Here is a 20,223-nt window from a genome sequence, read left to right as displayed (position 1 = left end):
CCTACTGATGAACGCACATATTTCACAAAAACAACTCGCGGAAGACCATCTCCTCGAAGCTGCCAAAGAATTCCAGAAGTGTATGCAATGTGGTAAATGCCGCAGTGTATGCCCTGTCTTCAAGGAATTCGGCAATGAGCTTTTCGTGGCGAGGGGCAAAAACAAACTGGCCGAGAAAATCGTCTCCGGTGATATTCAGATCACCAAGAGGGTTGAACAGGCCATCAATGAATGTTTGAACTGCAAGACCTGCTCTGCCAACTGCCCGGCTGGTGTAAGCCCCGAGCACGTTGTGCTGCGCCTCAGGTGGTATATCACCACCCAGAAAGGTCTCCACTTCTTCAAGGCGCTTATTTTCCGTCAGCTGCTCTGGAGAAAATGGCCGATCACCATCGGTTGCGCTCTTGGCGGTATCGCCCAGAAGATGCTCTTTGGCATAGGCCCGAAGAACCCGGTTCGTCACCTCTATCCACTGCTCGGTTTCTCCAAACGTAGAAACTTCCCGCAGTTGGCAATCAAGAGCGCCCAGCGCCAGTTGCCCGAGGTGAATCCACCGAAGAGAGGCGCCAAGAAGGGCCGCATCGGTTACTTCACCGGCTGTGCCGGCAACCTGATTTACACTAACGTCGCCAAGTCCGTTGTGGATATTCTCACCGGCTACGGCTACGAGGTTGTCATCCCCAAAGCCCAGAAATGTAACGGCACCCCGGTTCTCGCCAATGGTGATTACGAGGGCGCCAGGCGGCTTATGGAGCACAACTTCGAACTGTTCCATAAAGAGAAGTTTGACGCCATCGTTGTTGCCTGTTCCTCTTGCGGCATGTCGCTGAAGAAAGAGATCAAGGTATTCGTCGACGACAGCCCCGAGCTGCGTGAGTTTACCGGTAAGGTATTTGACATCAACGAGTTCATCGAAAAGAACATCGAGTTCAAGCAGGAAGAACTGGGACGTCTGCCATACAAAGTGACCTACCACGATCCATGTCACATGGTTCGCGGCCAGGGCATTAAAGATCAGCCGAGAAATCTGCTGAAAATGATCCCGGGTGTAGAGTTCACCGAGATGAAGAATGCCGACACCTGCTGTGGCTCTGCGGGTAGTTACTGCATCACTCACTACGACACCTCGATCAAGATCAACAACCACAAGATCAAGGATATTCAGGATGCCAAGGTCGATATGGTCGCCACCGGCTGCCCGACCTGCGTAATGCACATCTCCGATAATCTCTCCCAGCACGAAAGCGACGAGAACGTCCGCTTCGTGGTTGAGATTCTCGCAGATTCACTGCGCGCCGCCAAGACTATCTAAGCCTGAAAGATAGTTCATGGTGTAACAACCTGAGGCCTGTACAACCTCTGCTGTACCCAAAGCCCGGACGCCATCTTATGATGGGGTCCGGGCTTTTTTTTGTTATACATGTCAACTGAAGAGCTATGTGATTGCAAACACAAACTGATATGCTGCCCGCACAGGCTACTTCAAATATTTGCCAGGGTAATAAGCGATGTAATCAGAAGACATAACCAATCTGCAGCCCCATACTATCCAAGCCGTAATTCGGGGTAGCCAGACTCGCATTGGAAATATGGTTCCAGTAAAATGAAGCATTCCATCTTTCGCTGAAATAATAGCCAACATTCATTGCCAGCCTGAACAGGACTCTTGAGCCCAGACGTTGTTCACCCGGATCGTCGCTATCCAATTCACCAGAATGAACTGCGCCACCAAGCCCAAAAGTAAGCAGAATATTATCCGTTGTCCTGAAGTCCCAGGCAAGGCCCCCATAAACCTGGCTGGTCTGCCCATCTGAGTGGATACAAGTCCCCATCATTGGTCTGGGAGAACTGAATTTACGGAAGAATGACTTGTCTGGCGATTTGAAGAAGATATCAAAATTTATGTCTACTCCATTCTCAAAACTTTGGGCAAAGACACCTACATCATGACTCAGCAGACCAAACCGTATCTCTGAAACGATAGTAGAATCACCTTTCCCCTCACTTGCAATTCCTTCACCGAAAATAGAAGAGAAAATCACCAATACGGTTAAAACGATAAGCAGACGTTCTTTCACCAAAGCCTCCAGATCGATTGTGATTAAAGCTATTTCAGGGAAATCCTCCTAAATAGCCTATCGCACGTAATCGTCTTTTTGCAAACTCTGGTAAGGCACTGACTTACTATCTGATTAAACGATAAAGAAATTTACACATGATTCAACCACCGCGCAAAGGCATTGTATTTTCAACACCTCTGGCCGTTGCGATAAAGGATTAAACACAAATTCCCATCCAAATCAACGATGCAGCCATTCCACTTATTTCGTAAATAGGATTCAGATAAGCTAGTTGCGTGATGTTGCTTTTCGCCAAAAAAAATGAGGGAAGCCAGTAAAACCGGCCTCCCTCACCCACACAGGCGCTGTCTGCTCACATGCCCGTGCCTGCAATTTGGTGTTCTGAAAAGGTCATTCTCTTCGTTGTAGAGAGTTCGACGTAGAACAACTACGCCTTCACTCTCTACGCCTCGACTATGACCTTTTCAGATTCACCTCTGTTCTTTTTTACTCGAGGTTATAATCGATTATCCAGGCATCGCGGCAAAATTACTGCGGCTTCACCTTGGAGGCCTCGACTATGAACAATGCAATTTCACCTCTGGCTATTGTTTTTGAATGTAAGACTTGTATTGAGCCACCTCGGCTAACGTGACCGCACCACATACCGAAGCCGACCCATTTACTTCCACGTCCAACATCCAACGTCCAATGTTTTTTTACAGAAGCACAGTCCGAGCAGGAACCGTGCTTCCTAGGTTTAGTTACAATTACCGGTTCAATCAGCCCTGAACCATCTTGCGGATCTCTTCCACGATCTCCGGGTTGGCCAGTGTCATGACGTTGCCGACATCGCCTTTATTGGAGATGGCGCCAAGGACACGTCGCATCAGCTTACCGGAACGTGTCTTCGGCATATCGGGTACGATCCAGACGTTCTTACATTTGGCAATCTTACCAATCTGGAAGGTGATGGCATCTGCGACCTTCTGCTGCAGTTCCGGAGTTGCATCATAACCTGGTTTGAGAGATACATACAGCTCCGGCTCCTTGCCTTTGATCTCATGGGCCACAGGTACAACCGCAGCCTCGGCAACCTCAGGCACGGTCAGTGCTGCAGACTCGATCTCCTTGGTACCAAGACGGTGACCGGAGACGTTGATAACGTCATCGATCCTGCCGAGAACACGTACATAACCGTCACCCGCCAGCACCGCGGCATCACCGGTCATATATGGCCAGTCGCGCCAATCCTTGGAGTTGCGGTCTTTGTTGTACATGCCGAAGTAGCTCTCGATAAAGCGCTCACGATCGCCCCAGACGGTCTGCATCATGCCCGGCCATGGGTTCTGGATGCAGATGTTACCAGCCTTACCGCAGCCAGGCTCAAGTACATCACCAGACTCGTCAAAGACGATTGGGTGAATACCCGGAACACCAGGACCGGCGCTACCAGCCTTCATCGGCTGCATTCCCGGAACTGTTGAGCAGAGGAAACCACCGGTCTCTGTCTGCCAGTAGGTATCGACAATTGCTGCCTCACCACGACCGACAACGTTGTAATACCAGCGCCATACCTCAGGCTCGATGGGCTCACCAACGGTGGTCATATGCTTGAACTTATAATTGTACTTGGCTGGCTCATCCGGCCCGACTTTTCTCAGAGCGCGGATTGCCGTCGGAGCAGTGTGGAAGATATTGACATCCAGCTCCTGGGCGATACGCCATGAACGACCAGCGTCCGGATAGGTCGGTACACCCTCATAAATTACGGAAGAAGCACAGAGTGCCAGCGGCCCGTAAACGATGAAGGAATGTCCAGTGATCCAGCCAATATCCGCCATACACCAGTAAACATCTTCAGGATGAATATCCTGGATGTACTTGGACATTGCGGTTACATAACTCAAGTAGCCGCCGGTACCATGCTGACAGCCTTTGGGCTTGCCGGTGGTTCCGGAGGTGTACATCAGGAACAGGGGCTCCTCAGAGAGCATTTCTTCCGGCTCGACGATAGCGCCGTAATACTTTTTCAGCTCCTGATTGACGATTATGTCACGGCCCTCAACAATAGGAGTTTCGCTCGACATCTTGCCAGGATAGCGCTGCCATACCAACAGAGTATCAACTTTCTGACCGCCGTCTGCAGCCAGCTTGCATGCCTCATCATCCACCGCTTTATGATCCAGCAGATTACCAGCGCGGTAATAGGCATCCATGGTGATAAGTACCCGGCTGTTGGAATCGATAACACGATCGGCACAGGCGCTGGCGGAGAAACCACCAAACACCACCGAGTGAATAACGCCAAGGCGGGCACAGGCCAGCATGGTGATCGGCAGCTCTGCCGACATAGGCATATGAATGGTTACACGATCACCGCGCTTCAGTTTAGCTGTATCGCGCAATAGTGCTGCGAATTCGTTGACGCGGGTGTAGAGCTCCTGATAGGTGATGTGACTTACACGCTCATCTTCCGGCTCTGCGACGAAGTGAATTGCGGTCTTGTTCTTGTTTTTGGCGAGATGGCGATCGATACAGTTGTAACTTGCATTCAGTTTGCCGCCTTTAAACCATTTAAAGCTTGGAGCATCGCTGGTGTCGAGAACCTCATCCCATTTTTTGTACCAGGTCAGCATGTCTGCAAACTCGGTGTAATAGTCAGGAAAGTTATCGAGTGAAAAACGCTCGAAAATAGATTTATCGGTCAGATTAGCCTGGGCGATAAATTCCTCTGATGGATTGATATACTCTTCCTCTTTCCAGTGAACAGCGATTTGCGCCTCAGAAGTTTCAACAATTTGTTTTTCCTCGCTCATTCAATCACTCCTTTAGTGAATATTGAAAAGTTAATGCCCAGGACGGTTTTCTCCCGTCCCCTACGATTTCCTAAATCTTTAATTCAGCTTTTTGCTCAAAGTGTGTCTGTACTAGACCTGCACCCGCTCCACATCCTCACCCTTGAATTTCGCGTAGTCAGGCTTTCTTACGGAGACTGCCAGAATCACACCAAGTACCAGCAAGGCCCCGGAGAGATAGAAGGCGTAGTTCAGACTACCGGTAACATCCTGAATCCAGCCACCAAGGCGAGCAACAAAAACACCACAACCCCAGCCCAGGAAAACGATTCCGTAGTTTGCGCCAAGGTTTTTCGGGCCAAAAAAGTCTGCGGTAAACGATGGCATCAACGCCAGACCGCCGCCATACTGCCAGTAAGCAATACCGACTACCAAAAAGAGCAGCGCCACATTTTTACTGGCGATAACCATCGGCAGCGAGAAAAGGCAGAGTGCCGAAATCGAGCAGTTCAGAGCATAGGCATTGGTCCTGCCGATCTTATCGGAATAGTAACCGGTACCGACACGCCCTGATGCATTAACAAAGCCGCCGAATGAAACGAGAAGCCAGGCATTCGCCAGAAAGAATGGGATGTCCTTGGCAGTTGAGGAAAGTATACCTTTGGCACTACTGATGATAAGAAGACCGGATTGAGTGGTAAGGATGAACATGAAAATCAGTGCATAACACTGCCATGTTTTGGCCATTTCACCGGTAGTCCAGTTTGCCAGGGCATTTCTCTGGGCAGCGGTCTGATCCTTGAGCGCTGTTGTGTCGACTCCCGGAGGCACGTAGCCTTCCTCAGGAGTTTTCAGAAGCTGACCGGCGATGATGACGACTACCGCAAAGAAGGTTCCCAAACCTATGAAACTGCCGGTAACACCATATTTATCGATGAGGTACTGGCCAAGGTAGCCGATATAGAGAGCGGCTCCACCGTAACCACCGACAACAAGTCCTGCGATAAGGCCACGTTTTTTCGGGCCAAACCATTTCAGGGCAGCCGGGGTCGGTGCTGCGTAACCGATACCCATGCCCATTCCGCCGAAGAGTCCAAAACCAATAAGAAGACCGGTATAAGACTTCATCAGTCCGGCGATGATACAGCCGACAGCCAGCAAAAGGCCACCCAGTGTGGCACCAAATTTAGGGCTGATCCTATCTTGGATTTTGCCGCCGGGAATCATGAAAATAGCAAAAATGATTACACACATGGTGAAGGGGGTAGCCGCCTGGGCATTCGTAAGATATGTCCACCCCGCGTTCATGCTGTCGGCCGGGAACTGCTGGCCTGCCAGATCCACATTCACCAATGCAGATTTCCAAATACTCCATGCGTAGAGGATACCGAGACATAGATTGATCGATGTTCCGGCAAATGTCGTGATCCACGCTTGGATTGGTACTTTTTGATCCTGTTGCATCATTTGCCTCTCCTTGATTGTATTTTATGGTTGAGTAGCCACCATTCTTAGCCGACCAGGATAGTGATTAAAAATGATTCACCAGGAGCTTCGTCGACCTTCTCCATTCGATACATCCGTTTGCTACCTGAACGTTTTCACCTCCGAATTTTCTGGCGACCCTATCTTGGCCGCACATTTAATTGATTTATATCTGAACAGCGGTATCAACCGGCCCCTTTTCGCCCATGTAAGCGATGAACACCCTATTCAGACAAGCCAAACCTTGTGTCAGTAGTACATCTTGCAACAATACGAAACGTCTATGATTACCATACTGACCGGGCTTATCGATTCTTATTTGAAACCTGGTTTCTAATAAGAATCGATTTGTGATTGTCGATCATCCCTCTAACCGTATTTTCAGTCCTACTGAAAACTCATAACAGCAGATTTTCGAAGAATATCACGCCCGATAAAGCACATTATGGTACTAAATGAAAAGAGAACTTGAACCGTTCGAGTTATAAAACCCGGCCCCTGTATTCCGGCAATCATCTTATTATACAGCTACTTTTTACTACCTTGCTGTTATCTTGCCGGTACCCGATCTCTATGCACTGCCCAGGCATTTAAGATCGGTCGATGACAATAGCCCGTTAAACAACTTTTGTCATCTATCAATTTTATTTATCAAACACTTCACAGTAACTCAAGGATAAAATCAACTATTCTGGTTTTTTTCCTTGGTGATAATGATAATAAATCACATTAATACAAATACATAACAAATAGAAACCTGGTTTCTATTTGTTATGTCGATACGTTACGGCACAAACCCGGAGTCTGGCATAGCTGTTTTAAGCCCCTGGTGATGCTCATAAAAAATTTGCAATAAAATAATCTGATTACCCCTAGAGCTCGGCTGCATGAATCAAATCGTGAGGAGGGATGAGTCAGCGGTGCGGATTAATAAGCAACGTACCGGATTAGAGCATTAACCCCAGAGATCGAGACGTGGGTTTTCGGCAGAACTTCTGAGAATATCACCTCTGGTCACAATTCCGACAAGATATCCTGCTTTACAGGTAACAGGCATGGAGTCTATATGATGCAGGGCAAGGACACGGGCCACCCTGCTGTATAATATGATGCTACACCCCCTGATCTGCGTGACTTGTCCTGGTTATACGGATATCGAGCGTTCTCAAGACATCCCCTTTCAGAAACGAACACCCTGAACCTCATTGAGCGGCGAGGTCACCACCAGCTGCCAAACAGAGTATTCCGCGAGTTTTTGCCATGCGCTATCGACAGGAAAGCCTGCATCTATAGTGAAAACCGGACGGGTCATGATCTGACTGATGCGGAGAACCGGTTCCAACACATTTTCGGGTTGAGCAAGTTTCTGGTAACTGGCAACCTCATGGCTGACCCCAGGGATTTCGTTTGGCAAAGAGTCTCCGTACTTTTCAGACCGGACATGCTGAGCCTGACGAGGCTTACCCTGGCCCTGAATTTTTTCTTCCTCATCAGGGACTCCGTTGACCCCTCATTACGCAACCCATCAACATCATAGACGTAAAACATATGCTCCCCCGGCAGCACAATCTGATGGTGACATATGATTAAAACCAGATTTTCAGCCAAACTGTGGCTAGCCCGTATCTCTTAGATCAAGCCGGGATATAGTCTCGATTCTTTAATCTTGTCAGGGAATGATCTAGTTAACAAGCCTGGGGCAGGCGGTTGGAAATAAATGAGCGGGCTCTTCTTTCTTATGAACATGGCGGAATGGTAAAATCGAAATCCATTGCCACAGTGTCCATAAGAAATCCGGGCTATACTTTCATATACTCAGGCCAGCCATCATTTGAGGAATTACTGCTACCTTCTCTTCATCTTCACGAGAAAAGCAGTCAACAATTGCGCCGTTGTACATCACGGCAATACGATCCGAAAGGGCCAGGGCCTCGGGCAGATCTCCCGTCACCAGCATAATACCTGCCTGTTCACGGGCCTTCAGCAGGAGATTCCAGACATCTTCTGCGGCAGCAATATCTAGCCCCTGGGTCGGTTGTTCGGCAACAATCAGTCGCGGTTTGCGGTAAAATTCACGGGCCAGAACCATCTTCTGCAGATTGCCACCGGAAAGCTGCCAGGCAAGAGATTCCAGATTCGGAGGGCGAATATCAAATTCCTTCATCAGGTGCTCAGCCTTCTCTCGCGCTTTCTCCTTTTGCAGCCATGGACCTTTTACAAAGCCGCCACGTGTGGTGAGCAAAAAATTGTCGAGCAGATCAAGCCCCTGGCAGGTCGCCAACCCCTGACGATCTTCAGGAATATAGCTGAGCGCATGATCCCAGCTTCTTGAGCTGAAAAATTCAGCCCAATCTTTACCAAGAATCCGCACAGAGCCCTGTTTCGGCCTGCGCAGACCACAGATTGCCTCAACCAGCGGTTTCTGACCGTTCCCGGCGACGCCCACGATACCGAGAATTTCGCCCTTACGAAGCTCGAGACTCACCGACTTCAGGCGGTCCTCTGCAAGGTTTTCAACCTTGAGTACGATCTGCCGGGGTGCCATTGGCTCACGATTCACCTCAAGCAGAACCTCACGACCAACCATTCTCTCGGCCAGTTCCACAGTCGAAGAGACATCCAGGGTCGCTACACGGTCGACTATTTCTCCCCTCCGCAATATGGCGATATAATCGGCAACAGCCATAACCTCTTCCAACTTATGGCTGATAAAGACAATGGCTTTGCCCTCCTGCACCATAACCCGCATGGTTGTAAAAAGAGTCTCAGCTTCCGAAGGTGTAAGCACCGCAGTGGGCTCGTCAAAGATGAGGATATTCGATTTCCTGTGCAGCAGTTTCAATATCTCCACCTGCTGCTTTTCCCCCATTGAGAGATCACATACCAGAGCCGCAGGGTCAATCTTCATGCCGTACAGATCAGCCAGCTTCTGCACTTCCTTACGCATGGTGCGGGAGCGCATCCAGAACCCTGAACGCTGTCCCAGGAAAATATTTTCCGCAACCGTCATGGCCTCCACCAGCTTAAAGTGCTGATAGACCATACCGATGCCCGCCTCAATGGCCTTTTCTGTCGAGGAAAAAGCCACTGCTTCATCGTCCAGATAAATGGTACCTGAGGTGGGTTGCAGCTGACCGGCCAGAATGGACATCAGGGTAGATTTGCCTGCCCCGTTCTCACCGAGCAGGGCCAATACTTTGCCCGGAACGATCTCAAGATTCACATCTTTGTTTGCCTGGACATCTCCGAAAGATTTGGAGATGTTCTCAAGGCGTATATGCGGCAAAGCTGACTGCGCCATTATTACTCTCGCTCCCTGCCAACGAGGGGTGTTGAAAATTGAGATTCGGTATCCCAGGGAAAGAGAATCCAGGTATCCTGGCTCACTTCGGTAACATAGGTGTCCACCAGCGGGCGACCGGCAGGCTTGGCGTAGATCGTGGCAAAATGAGCCTTGGGTACCATTTCCCTTACAACCTTGGCGGTACGTCCGGTATCGACGAGGTCATCCACCAGCAGCCAGCCCTCACCATCTCCTTCAAAACGCTTGAGCATCTCTGCATCACCCTTTTTGTCTTTCCAGTCATAGCTTGAGATGCAAATGGTATCCACCAGATGAATGTCAAGTTCACGGGCAATAATCGCCGCAGGAACCATACCGCCACGGGTAATTGCTATGATGCCCTTGAAATAATCACGATCGAGAAGCCGCCAGGCCAATGCCTTGGAATCACGATGCAATTGCTCCCAACTAATCGGATATGTTTTCTTATACTGATCATTCGATGCCATTTTTCCCTCGTTGTTCATTGCCGCCGGGTTCCGCCAGAACCCCGGCAGACAGCTTATTGGTTATTCCTTTGTCCTTTATTAGACAACACAAATACAATTGAGCATGTATCGCAGATAATTGATAAATATCAGGCGTCCGTTGATCAACCTTTTTCTTGTCAATATCTGTTACTAAAACAGCTCCATGTGCAATTTACATCAATCCGCAGGTTCCACATTGGTTCCCAGTGCGGCAGGTGCATCAGATACCCCGCGCCGCCAGGAGGAAAAAACCAGCACCAGAATTGTCAACGCATATGGCAACATAAGCAGCAGCGATGATGGTACCGCCGTTCCCTGTGCCTGCATACGCAATTGCAGAGCCATAATACCACCAAACAGATACGCACCAAATACTGCTCTTCCCGGTCGCCAGAATGCAAAAATCACCAGCGCCACGGCAATCCAGCCCCGCCCTCCCGTAAGATTGTTGGTCCAAAGATGCGTATAGGCCAGAGAGAGATAGGCACCGCCAAGTCCCATGAAAAAGCCGCCCACCAGGATACCAACCCAGCGGTACCCTTGGACATTAAGACCCGCTGCAGTGGCCGCCGCCGGATATTCTCCAGCAGCACGGAGACCGAGACCAAACCGGGTAAAGTTGAGAAACAGCCACATACAGGGGGGTATCAGATAGGTGAGATACACTAGCGGGTCATGGTTGAAAAAGATGGGGCCGATAGCCGGAATATCTGAAAGCAGTGGAATGGGCATCTTCGAAAAACCCGGCGCCGACTGACCGACGAGCGAAGTTCCAAGATAATTGGCAAAGCCCACACCAAGAATAGTCAACGCCAGCCCGGAGACGACCTGATTACCACGAAACCAGAGACAGACAATACCGTGAATGGCCACAGCAGCAGTCCCGGCAAGGCCGGCCAGCAGAAATGCCAGAGCAGGGTTGCCGGTGGCCTGGGCCGCAACAAAACCTGCAAGCGCTCCAATTATCATCACGCCTTCGACCCCCAGGTTCAACACACCAGACTTCTCGTTAAAAATCGCGCCGAGAGTGGCATAAAGAATGGGGGTACCCGACTGCACCGTAGCCGCCAGAAGTGGGATGAGCATTTCAACTGTCATGTTTCTTCTCCCATTTCAAACGATAGTTGGTAAACAGCCCGCCGGCGAGCACGCTCAAGAGAATCAGGCCTTCCATGATCCCACCAAAATCGGCAGGGACCTGCAGGTCGAGCTGCATGCTTTCAACTCCTACCCTCAGGCCTGCCAGAAGGAAAGCGGCAATGCCGATGGAAAGCGGATTCAGCCGCGCCAGCCAGGCGACGACAATGGCAGTATAGCCATAGCCGACCATAATGCTTGGCTGCAGGCGATGGATGGTGGCTGAAGACTCGAGAAAACCGGCCCAACCTGCCAGCGCACCGCTCATGGCCATCACCAGCACGACCAGCCAGTTGTAGGGTAAACCTGCATAACGTGCGGCCCGCACAGAATCACCACTCGCTTTGAGTTCAAAACCGGTTTTGGTGAATCTGAAAAAAGCCCAAACCAGCACGCCAAGGATCACACAATGCACCAAGCCCCAGTGAATACTTGTAGAAGCGATTTTGCCTACAATGGCAGCGTCAGAAAATGTCGGTGTCATGGGAAAGCCAAAAGAGGTTGGATCTTTCCAGACACCAAAAACCAGATAATCGAGCAGCAGTATGGCTATGTAATTCATCATCAGGGTGACGATGATCTCGTTGGTTTGCAGCTTTTGCCGTAGCACCGCCGGCACCACGCCCCACATGCCGCCGAAAATCATCGCCATTATGATCATGAGCGGCAATATCACCCAGGCCGGTTGCTCTGGAAAACTGAGTGCCATCCAGGTCGCACCAATCGCGCCCAGGGCAAACTGACCTTCAGCACCGATATTCCAGATCTGCAATCTGAAGGCAATCGCAACCCCCAGAGAACATAAAAAGATCGGTATCGCTTTGAGCAGACTGTCCTCAATGGCCCAACGGGAGCCAAAACCACCACTGAAAAGGGAGACAATGCCCTCAATGGGTGGTGTCCCCCTGAGCCAGAGCAGAATACCACTCAAAAAAAGCGATAAGGCAATGGCTGAAAATAAAACAAGACAGGAGCGCCAGCCGAGAGGCTCCTGTCTTTTAATTATCCGCAGACGGATCATATGGTTCTATGCTATCCGGCATTACACCGGATGCTCCGTTTACTTGGTTGTACCGATTACGCCTTCAACGAACCAGGTCATGCCAAGCAGTTCTTCGTCTGTGGCAGTAACACCTTCAGCAATCTTGACATTACCCTGCTGGTCTTTGATGGGGCCGGTAAAGATGGTATTGCTGCCGGCAACGATTTCATCTTTGACAACGTTAACCTTGTCCTGCAGATCCTGTGGCACCATCGGGCCGAAAGGTGCGAGATCTACCAGCCCCTCTTCCATGCCGGGCCAGACAGACTCTGATTTCCAGGTACCGTCCTGCACAGCCTTGACAACTCCTTTGTAGTACGGTCCCCAGTTCCACACTGGTGCGGTCAGATGCGCCTTGGGAGCAAATGTGGACATATCGGTATTGTAGCCGATTGAATACGCACCACTTTCCTGAGCCGCTTCCTGCGGACCGGGGGAGTCCTGATGCTGGGCAATCACATCTGCACCAACATCGAGGAGGGACTTGGCAGCCTCTTTCTCAGTGGCGGGATCATACCAGGTTTTGGACCACACCACGCGTACGGTGGCATCGGGATTCACTGACTGCACACCGAGGGCGAAGGCGTTGATACCACGGATAACCTCCGGGATCGGGAAGGCGGCAACATAGCCGATAGTGTTGGATTTGGTCATACTGCCGGCAACGATGCCGGAGAGATAACGGGCCTGGTACATGCGACCGAAATAGTTGCCCATGTTATCAGCGGATTTAAAACCGGAACAGTGCATAAAGGTGGTGTCAGGAAACTGCTGGGCAACTTTCAGCATCGGGTCCATATAGCCGAAAGAGGTGGCAAAAATCAGGTCATACCCTCTGCGGGCCATATTCAGGATAACACGTTCTGAATCTGGTCCCTCGGCAACAGACTCGACATACGAGGTCTTCACGCCATCCATCTTGTCGATTTCCTGGCGGCCGACATCATGGGCGTACGACCAGCCCGCATCACCAATGGGGGAAACATATACAAAACCAACCTGCAAATCCTTGGCTGAAGCAGTAGCAGCAAACATGCCGATACCTGCAGCAAGGGCGAAAAGAGATTTCACCAGATCCATTTGTAACTCCAGTATGTTGTAGGGATAAATTATTTTAGCGATAACCCGCACATCATGTAAAGGGTCAGAAATGGGGAATCAACGACTCCGCAGCGGAGCCAGAATCCACACTCCAGACACTTCATCGGAAACTACAGGATATGATATTACATGGTAAGACATTTAAAAAGGTGAGGGGTGAAAAGTATAGAGTATGGAGAAACCTCTCTCCCCACTCTCCACTTCTCACCCCTCAATGCGTTGCTACAGTACCTGCTTCAAAAAGAGTTTTGCTCTCTCCTCACGCGGGTCGGTAAAGAAATGCTCAGGAGTTCCGACTTCTACCACCTTGCCTTCATCCATAAAGATGACACGATCGGCAACCTCACGGGCAAAACCCATCTCATGGGTTACCACAACCATGGTCATACCTTCACGGGCAAGCTGTTTCATGACATCGAGCACCTCACCGACCATTTCAGGATCAAGCGCCGAAGTAGGCTCATCGAAGAGCATAATCTTCGGGTCCATGGCCAGGGCGCGAGCGATGGCAACACGCTGCTGCTGACCACCGGAGAGACGTGATGGATACTCCGAAGCTTTTTCAGCGATACCCACCTTTTTAAGCAGGCTTCTCGCCTTTTCCTCAGCCTCGGCTCTGGAGCGTTTTCGCACCCGCATCTGAGCGAGTGTTACATTTTCCAACACGCTCTTGTGGGGAAAGAGGTTGAATTGCTGGAACACCATACCAACTTCAGCTCTGATGTGGTTGATGTTGGTCTTTTTGTCGGCAAGGTCAACCCCGTCAATGATGATATGACCGCTATCAAACTTTTCCAGCCCGTTTATACAGCGCAGAAAGGTGGACTTACCAGACCCGGACGGCCCGATGACGACAACCACCTCGCCAGAGCCCACATCGGCCGTGACATCATCCACCGCCCGGACTTCTACACCGCGGCCGGTAAATACTTTCAAAACGTTCTGAGCTTTAATCACTGACTGCGAGCCTCCGTTCCATATAGAAGACCAGCTGCGACAGCACCGAAGTGATAATCAGGTACATGGCCGCAACAACCAGCCAGACCTCAAAGGGCGCAAACGTACTGGTAATGATTTCCCGACCTGATTTGGTCAGATCGGTAATGGCAATGACGGAGACCAGAGACGAATCCTTGATCAGGCTGATGAACTGGCCGGACAACGGCGGCAAAATTCGCTTGAACGCCTGCGGCAGAATAATGTCCTTCATGGCCTGTGGAGTGGTCATACCCAGCGATCTGGCAGCCTCCATCTGGCCTTTGGGAATAGATTGAATTCCCGCACGGACAATTTCGGCCACATAGGCTCCGGCAAACAGGGACAATGCTCCGATACCGGCGACGTTTCTGCTCAAGTCAAAGACAGTGGCTATGAAAAAATAGGCAATAAATATCTGAACCAGTAGTGGAGTGCCACGAATGATTTCGACATAGATGGCCGCCAGCATGCTAACAACATAATTTTTCGCTACCCTGGCAAGCCCGGTAAACAACCCGATAAAAAGCGCAATGACACTTGAAACCGCCGACAGCCAGATGGTGGTCCACAGTCCTTTCATCAACGGGCCGAGATACCAGTCTGAAGTATAGCCTACTGTATCTCCTTCAAAGAGATCCTCCCCTGCAGAAACCCGGATACTATCACTGTCGACCACAACAGTCTCAACATCCCCGGACTCGGAGGTCATAACAATCGTTGAGCTTTTTTTCTGTTGGGTAATCTCTGTGATAACACCGTCAAAGGGTATTTTGTGAGCGTCAGTTCCCTGATAGACAAAATACTGGGGGATCCGGTTCCACCGCCATTCGTAATCAATCTTTTTTACGGACCCATAAATTGATGCGGCCATCCCAATCAGGATGACCGCAAGCAAGATTTTCCAGGGCCACGTTTTATCTGTGGCATTCACTAGTCTGGATATCCTCTTTTACTGAATTTCTTTCAGCCAGGCATCACTCTGGAACCACTTGCCATAAATCTTGTCATATACGCCGTCATTCTTGATCTGGTACATGAAGTTGTTCAGCCAGTTCAGGAAATCAGGATCACCTTTACGGATACCCCATGCAAGCGGCTCGAAGGTGAAGGCTTTATCAAGATGGGTGACTTTACCCTGGCCACGCTGGCTCACTGCAACGGCGTTGTATGGCATGTCATAGATAAACGCATCGATCTTACCGTTTACAACATCGAGTACACCTTCCTGCTCGGTCTCAAAGCTTACGTATTTGGCTTTACCGATCATACGCTTGGTAGCCTGCTCACCGGTGGTGCCAAGCTTGGAAGCAACAGTGTACTTTGGATCATTGAGATCTTTGTAAGATTTGATCTCACCGGCAATTTTGTTAGACACGATGATGGACTGACCGATCTCGATGTATGGAGAAGCGAAGTTGATGCTCATGTTACGAGCCTGGGTCAGGGTCATACCTGACATAATGATATCGAACTTGTCGGTCAAAAGGGCAGGGATAATTCCATCCCAGGCGGTGGAAACGATTTCCAGCTCAACGCCCATGGCTTTAGCCATACGCTTCGCCATATCAACGTCAAAACCGATGATCTCACCTTTCTGGTTGGTCAGCTCAAAAGGCATGTAGCCTGGCTCCATACCAACACGAAGTTTACCGCGCTTCTGGATATCCTCCAGAGTTCCGGCCATTGCAACACCAGCGGTAAGCACCATTGCCACCAACAGGGCACACAATACAGATAATTTTCTCATTTCATCTCCTCTTGTTGCGTCATTTACGAATAAAAAAAGGGTCCACCACGACCCTTCACACCAACTGACGAAACCATCAATAGGACTTGCCTTCATCCAGCAGTTCCTCAATCACCATTTTTGTGCCCTCGCACTCAGGGTTGGAACAGGGAGGCAAATCTTCGATGGGCAGGTAAACTATCTTTGTTTCCCTGCACTTTGGACACACAAGCAAAACAGGTTCGTTCTCACCACGCATGATTCTCACCTCATACAGGTTTTTCGCTACCGTAAAATGCCAGTTTCCCAAATGGTCTTATTAACACAGACAGGCACGCAGGACAACTTTGTTTTGGCTGGGCGAAACACAAACCATACCGGAAATACGACTGTTAAAAGGCTTGTGGGTGTAAGATCCTTTGGTTCCGCTCAGTTCCCGCACCATTCTCATGACATTACAACAATTTATTTAATCTCGATTGCTTAAAAACCAGATTGTCACAAAACGATCCGATTTTTTAAAAAACCGCCGAAAAAACTCTTCCCTTCAGCCGCTTATAATCATGCCAAGATGATTACTGGACAAAATCAACAAATCGGCGTAATTTCGACCGTTGACGATTCAACCTGTTCGGGCACCTGCTGCAGCCCGCCCGCCCTTCGCCCGACGCCCGGAGTTCGCTGTATCCTCAGGCCACTTTCGCTGTTGCACCCTGAACTCGTGCTGCGAATGATAAAACACTACCCCAAATGCCAATAGATTGAATATGAAACGTATTCCCCACCAGTCCTGTCCGGCCCTTTTCACATATCTGGCCCTTGCTCTCGCCATGATCTTCTGGGGTTTTTCCTTTATTGCCACCAAGGTCGCACTCGCCAGCTTCACTCCGTTCTGCCTTATCTTTTTCCGTTTTGCCGTGGCCGCCATCTTCTTTGTCTGGCTGCTCAACCGTACAGGCTTCCCTGAACTGAACCGGCCAAACCTGAAGATGTTGGCGCTGCTAGCCATTTTTCAACCCGGTCTCTATTTCACCTTCGAAACCATTGGCCTGCAGTACACCACAGCAACCAAAACCTCACTGATCATCGCCACCATTCCTATCGTGGTGCTGCTGCTGTCTGTTCTTTTCCTCAAAGAGCGATTGCGACGGGTAAACACCATAGGCATCTGCATCTCCATGATTGGAGTCTGCCTGCTGGTTTTCGGTGAGACAACTGGCGGCACAACAGGCGGTGCGCTGATCGGTGACCTTATGATTTGCGGTGCAGTACTTTCCGCCGCAGTATATATGATCATCACCCGCCATCTCGGCCAGTCTGTCACTCCGGTTCAGATAACCGGTATGCAGATTATCTTCGGAGCTATCATCTTTTTCCCTGCCTTTCTCTACGATCTGCCAAAGGTGAGCTGGGGGGAAATTCGTTATGAAGGCATAATCGCCCTGGCGGCACTCACTATATTTGCCACCATTGGCGCATTTCTCTGCTATAATTATGCGTTGAGCAGGATACCTGCTGCCCGGGCAGCGGTCTGCATAAACAGTATACCGGTGGTCACGGCCTTCGGTGCCTGGATCCTGCTTGGTGAATCACTGGCACCGCTGCAACTGGCAGGTGGCGGGATAGTACTGGCCGCCGTATATCTGGCAAACTATTCCAGCCAGGACCACGAACCAGAAGCTTTGCAGGATGTCCTGCAGGAAAGTTAAAAACTCCAAAATCATATGACCAACATGCTCGACACATTCAGAAAAATAGCACGAACCATACGTTTACTGCAATACCCTGCCCTGTTGCTGGGTATCGGCGGCATACTGCTGCTCTGCATCATTATAGTTTTCGAGGGACTCATCTCAGGTGAGAACCTGATAATTCCATCGATTGTCTGCGCCCTGTGGGGTTTTTGCGGCTACTTCTTCATCGCCACCTTCAAAAACGTGCCGGGGCCGCTTATCACCAAGCCAGGTTTCTTCGCCGGAATCCGCTACAAATTAAACAGGTCCTGGTACTGGCTGGTCTGTATTCTATTCGTTGCGACCTCAATCGCTGCGCTCATCACTTCAGTGAGGGTTTTGTTAATATTTTTCAGGAATGCCGGATAGGTTGCAATTCATCTGACCAGTTCCGGTTACCTCAGATTCGGACTTCCGGATAAGAATAGAGAGTCTGTAAAAAAAACCACGACCCTGCTCCCCAGGTATGGGTTGGGTGGCGTAGGAGCAAGGTCGCGGGGAGGCGCAACGCAATTACGTTCTCACTTGCCCGGGCATAAAAAAACCCGGACCATCATGCAATGTGTTCTGCATGGTGCGCCGGGGATGCCCTGTTGTCCACTCGGATAGGTTCAGGAATAGCTGGTCCACGAGATTCCTAATTATGTCTTCAGGTAGGTCTTCTGACTTTCCCCCGTTTCCAACAGCCTTCCCACTCGATTGAATATGGTCTGAGCAGTGACTCTTCCAGCCAGAAACGTTCCCCGGCGCATAGTACAAATGCCGGGGCAGGATTACAGCGGCGGGCCCGTTCCGGATTTTCACCGGATTCCCTTTTCATCCACCGAAGTGGAGCCTGATATGTATTCGAAACTCTACCCCAGGTCTCTGATTCCTGTCAATATAATTCCCCAAATCGCCGTTTTTTCCGCGCGCGGTTATCCCTTCTACTCTTCCTGATTGTATTTTTAAAAAATTTAGTGGAAAAGTGGACAGATAACTTCTAATCCAATATTGTATTGCCCATCCGGCAAAGAGCATGCTCGATGCCATTGATTTACCCGGAAAGAAAAGGAGGCTCCTTTCTTTTCCCTTTTTCAAAGCTGAACCCAGGATTATCCAAAATGAGTGTACACGATGAATTGCTCGCCCGTTGCGAGGCACAATGCGAATTATGCAGATCTGACAAAAACCTTTCTGCTTACGAAGTACCACCAAGTTCAGACGGCAGCGCAGATCAGAGCGTCATGATCTGCAAAGTCTGCCTTGACCAGATAGAAACACCGGAATCAATGGACGCCAACCACTGGCGCTGCCTCAACGACACCATGTGGAGCCAGGTACCGGCAGTACAGGTGATGGTCTGGCGCATACTGCAAAACCTCCGGGCCGAGGGCTGGCCACAGGATTTGCTCGACATGCTGTACCTCGAAGAAGAGACCCTTGCCTGGGCGAAAGAAGGCCAGCACGAAGGAGAAGAGAGTGGGGTTGAACATAGAGACAGCAACGGCGCCCTGCTTGCGGCCGGAGATAGTGTAACCCTTATCAAGGACCTCAACGTCAAGGGTGGCGGTTTCACTGCAAAACGCGGCACCACCGTCCGCAACATCAGCCTTGTTGCCGACAACCCCGAACAGATCGAGGGCCGGGTCAGTGGACAGCAGATCGTTATCCTCACCCAATTTGTGAAAAAAGCGTAATTACCGAAATTCTGACCAATGAATATCTCTGTCATCCTCGCCCATCCCGATTCAAACAGCTTCAACCATGCTATCGCAACACGGGTTGTGACCGCGCTGGAACACAGTGGCCATCAGGTCCACTTTCACGACCTCTACGCCGAGGATTTCCCTCCGAACCTGCCGTCCGCGGAAATCGCAAGAACCGCTGATCTGCCGGAAATCATCGCGAACCACTGCCGTGAAATAGGCGAGGCTGATGGAGTTATCATTATTCACCCCAACTGGTGGGGAATGCCGCCGGCGATATTAAAAGGCTGGGTTGACAGAGTCATCCGCCCCGGTGTCGCCTATGAATTCATCGAACAGGATCAGGGGGAAGGAGTTCCGCTTGGTCTGCTCAAGGCCGATACCGCTCTGGTCTTCAACACCTCCAACACCGAAAGTGAACGGGAGCAGCAGGTCTTCGGCGACCCTCTTGAGACCATCTGGAGAAATTGTATCTTCGACCTTTGCGGCTGCCGTGACTTTCACCGGCGCATGTTTAACATAGTGGTGACCAGCAGTGAGGACCAGCGCCGGCAGTGGCTTGAGGAAGTACAAACACTGGTAACAGAGAAGTTCCCACGTAACGTGACATGAACCGATAACATCAGGTCAAAAACAGGACCCTGACTCATCGTATCAATTAT

The 20,223-nt window shown here is 50.2% G+C and carries 19 protein-coding genes and 1 riboswitch; of the genes, 5 read left to right on the top strand and 14 right to left on the bottom strand.

From position 1 onward, the window contains the following. The first annotated feature begins 7 nt into the window (after window positions 1-7). A complete protein-coding gene (locus FCL45_RS04975; protein WP_136797118.1) occupies window positions 8-1,312 on the top strand; it encodes a (Fe-S)-binding protein in 1,305 nt (434 codons plus the stop codon). 202 nt (window positions 1,313-1,514) lie between these two features. Here the strand turns inward: FCL45_RS04975 and FCL45_RS04970 are convergent, their stop codons facing one another. From FCL45_RS04970 to FCL45_RS04910, 14 genes are all read right to left on the bottom strand, one after another. Then, window positions 1,515-2,078, bottom strand: a complete 564-nt coding sequence (locus FCL45_RS04970) for an acyloxyacyl hydrolase (RefSeq protein ID WP_136797120.1) — start codon at window positions 2,076-2,078, stop codon at window positions 1,515-1,517. Window positions 2,079-2,842: 764 nt separating this feature from the next. After that, entirely contained in the window at window positions 2,843-4,879 is a 2,037-nt protein-coding gene (gene acs / locus FCL45_RS04965; RefSeq protein ID WP_136797121.1) for an acetate--CoA ligase, read from the bottom strand. A 111-nt stretch (window positions 4,880-4,990) separates the two neighbouring features. Further along, on the bottom strand, window positions 4,991-6,325 hold the full coding sequence (locus FCL45_RS04960) for an L-lactate MFS transporter (RefSeq protein WP_136797123.1): 1,335 nt from the start codon (window positions 6,323-6,325) through the stop codon (window positions 4,991-4,993). 973 nt (window positions 6,326-7,298) lie between these two features. Beyond that, window positions 7,299-7,436 (bottom strand): CBS domain-containing protein, encoded by a 138-nt coding sequence (locus tag FCL45_RS25215; RefSeq protein WP_419176428.1) that lies wholly within the window; start codon window positions 7,434-7,436, stop codon window positions 7,299-7,301. Between the two features lie 87 nt (window positions 7,437-7,523). Then, a complete protein-coding gene (locus FCL45_RS04955) occupies window positions 7,524-7,757 on the bottom strand; it encodes a CBS domain-containing protein (protein WP_136797125.1) in 234 nt (77 codons plus the stop codon). Window positions 7,758-8,150: 393 nt separating this feature from the next. Beyond that, a complete protein-coding gene (locus FCL45_RS04950; protein WP_136797126.1) occupies window positions 8,151-9,644 on the bottom strand; it encodes an ABC transporter ATP-binding protein in 1,494 nt (497 codons plus the stop codon). A 2-nt stretch (window positions 9,645-9,646) separates the two neighbouring features. Continuing rightward, window positions 9,647-10,135 carry a xanthine phosphoribosyltransferase gene (gene gpt, locus FCL45_RS04945; protein WP_136797128.1) on the bottom strand — a complete coding sequence of 163 codons (489 nt, stop codon included), beginning with the start codon at window positions 10,133-10,135 and terminating at the stop codon, window positions 9,647-9,649. Window positions 10,136-10,333: 198 nt separating this feature from the next. Then, window positions 10,334-11,254 carry an ABC transporter permease gene (locus FCL45_RS04940; protein WP_136797130.1) on the bottom strand — a complete coding sequence of 307 codons (921 nt, stop codon included), beginning with the start codon at window positions 11,252-11,254 and terminating at the stop codon, window positions 10,334-10,336. Further along, window positions 11,244-12,314: an ABC transporter permease gene (locus FCL45_RS04935; RefSeq protein WP_136797132.1), complete on the bottom strand. Its 1,071-nt coding sequence runs from the start codon at window positions 12,312-12,314 to the stop codon at window positions 11,244-11,246. Before FCL45_RS04935 ends, FCL45_RS04940 begins: the two co-directional genes overlap by 11 nt. A 39-nt stretch (window positions 12,315-12,353) precedes the next feature. Beyond that, on the bottom strand, window positions 12,354-13,415 hold the full coding sequence (locus tag FCL45_RS04930; protein WP_136797133.1) for a BMP family ABC transporter substrate-binding protein: 1,062 nt from the start codon (window positions 13,413-13,415) through the stop codon (window positions 12,354-12,356). A gap of 243 nt (window positions 13,416-13,658) precedes the next feature. Continuing rightward, window positions 13,659-14,393, bottom strand: a complete 735-nt coding sequence (locus tag FCL45_RS04925; RefSeq protein ID WP_136797135.1) for an ATP-binding cassette domain-containing protein — start codon at window positions 14,391-14,393, stop codon at window positions 13,659-13,661. After that, the gene (locus FCL45_RS04920) at window positions 14,386-15,285 is read right to left on the bottom strand and encodes an amino acid ABC transporter permease (protein WP_136797137.1); all 900 of its coding nucleotides are present in this window, start codon (window positions 15,283-15,285) and stop codon (window positions 14,386-14,388) included. Before FCL45_RS04920 ends, FCL45_RS04925 begins: the two co-directional genes overlap by 8 nt. 78 nt (window positions 15,286-15,363) lie before the next feature. Continuing rightward, window positions 15,364-16,161 carry a transporter substrate-binding domain-containing protein gene (locus FCL45_RS04915; protein WP_136797139.1) on the bottom strand — a complete coding sequence of 266 codons (798 nt, stop codon included), beginning with the start codon at window positions 16,159-16,161 and terminating at the stop codon, window positions 15,364-15,366. A gap of 76 nt (window positions 16,162-16,237) precedes the next feature. Then, entirely contained in the window at window positions 16,238-16,399 is a 162-nt protein-coding gene (locus FCL45_RS04910) for a hypothetical protein (RefSeq protein ID WP_167495751.1), read from the bottom strand. Between the two features lie 508 nt (window positions 16,400-16,907). On the opposite strand from FCL45_RS04910, the gene FCL45_RS04905 reads away from it, so the two are divergent. The 4 genes from FCL45_RS04905 (at window position 16,908) to FCL45_RS04890 (ending at window position 20,173) form a co-directional block, all read left to right on the top strand. Further along, window positions 16,908-17,849: a DMT family transporter gene (locus FCL45_RS04905; RefSeq protein ID WP_136797141.1), complete on the top strand. Its 942-nt coding sequence runs from the start codon at window positions 16,908-16,910 to the stop codon at window positions 17,847-17,849. A gap of 15 nt (window positions 17,850-17,864) precedes the next feature. Then, on the top strand, window positions 17,865-18,242 hold the full coding sequence (locus FCL45_RS04900; RefSeq protein WP_136797143.1) for a hypothetical protein: 378 nt from the start codon (window positions 17,865-17,867) through the stop codon (window positions 18,240-18,242). A 266-nt stretch (window positions 18,243-18,508) separates the two neighbouring features. Beyond that, window positions 18,509-18,727: riboswitch (cobalamin riboswitch) on the bottom strand. A gap of 249 nt (window positions 18,728-18,976) precedes the next feature. Then, a complete protein-coding gene (locus tag FCL45_RS04895; protein WP_136797145.1) occupies window positions 18,977-19,552 on the top strand; it encodes a PhnA domain-containing protein in 576 nt (191 codons plus the stop codon). An 18-nt stretch (window positions 19,553-19,570) separates the two neighbouring features. Continuing rightward, complete coding sequence (locus FCL45_RS04890) at window positions 19,571-20,173, top strand: NAD(P)H-dependent oxidoreductase (RefSeq protein ID WP_136797146.1); 603 nt, start codon at window positions 19,571-19,573, stop codon at window positions 20,171-20,173. The last annotated feature ends 50 nt before the right edge of the window (window positions 20,174-20,223 follow it).

Source organism: Desulfosediminicola ganghwensis, from assembly GCF_005116675.2.
GTDB classification, from domain to species: domain Bacteria; phylum Desulfobacterota; class Desulfobulbia; order Desulfobulbales; family Desulfocapsaceae; genus Desulfopila; species Desulfopila ganghwensis.
This window is presented reverse-complemented; position numbering and strand designations above follow the sequence as displayed.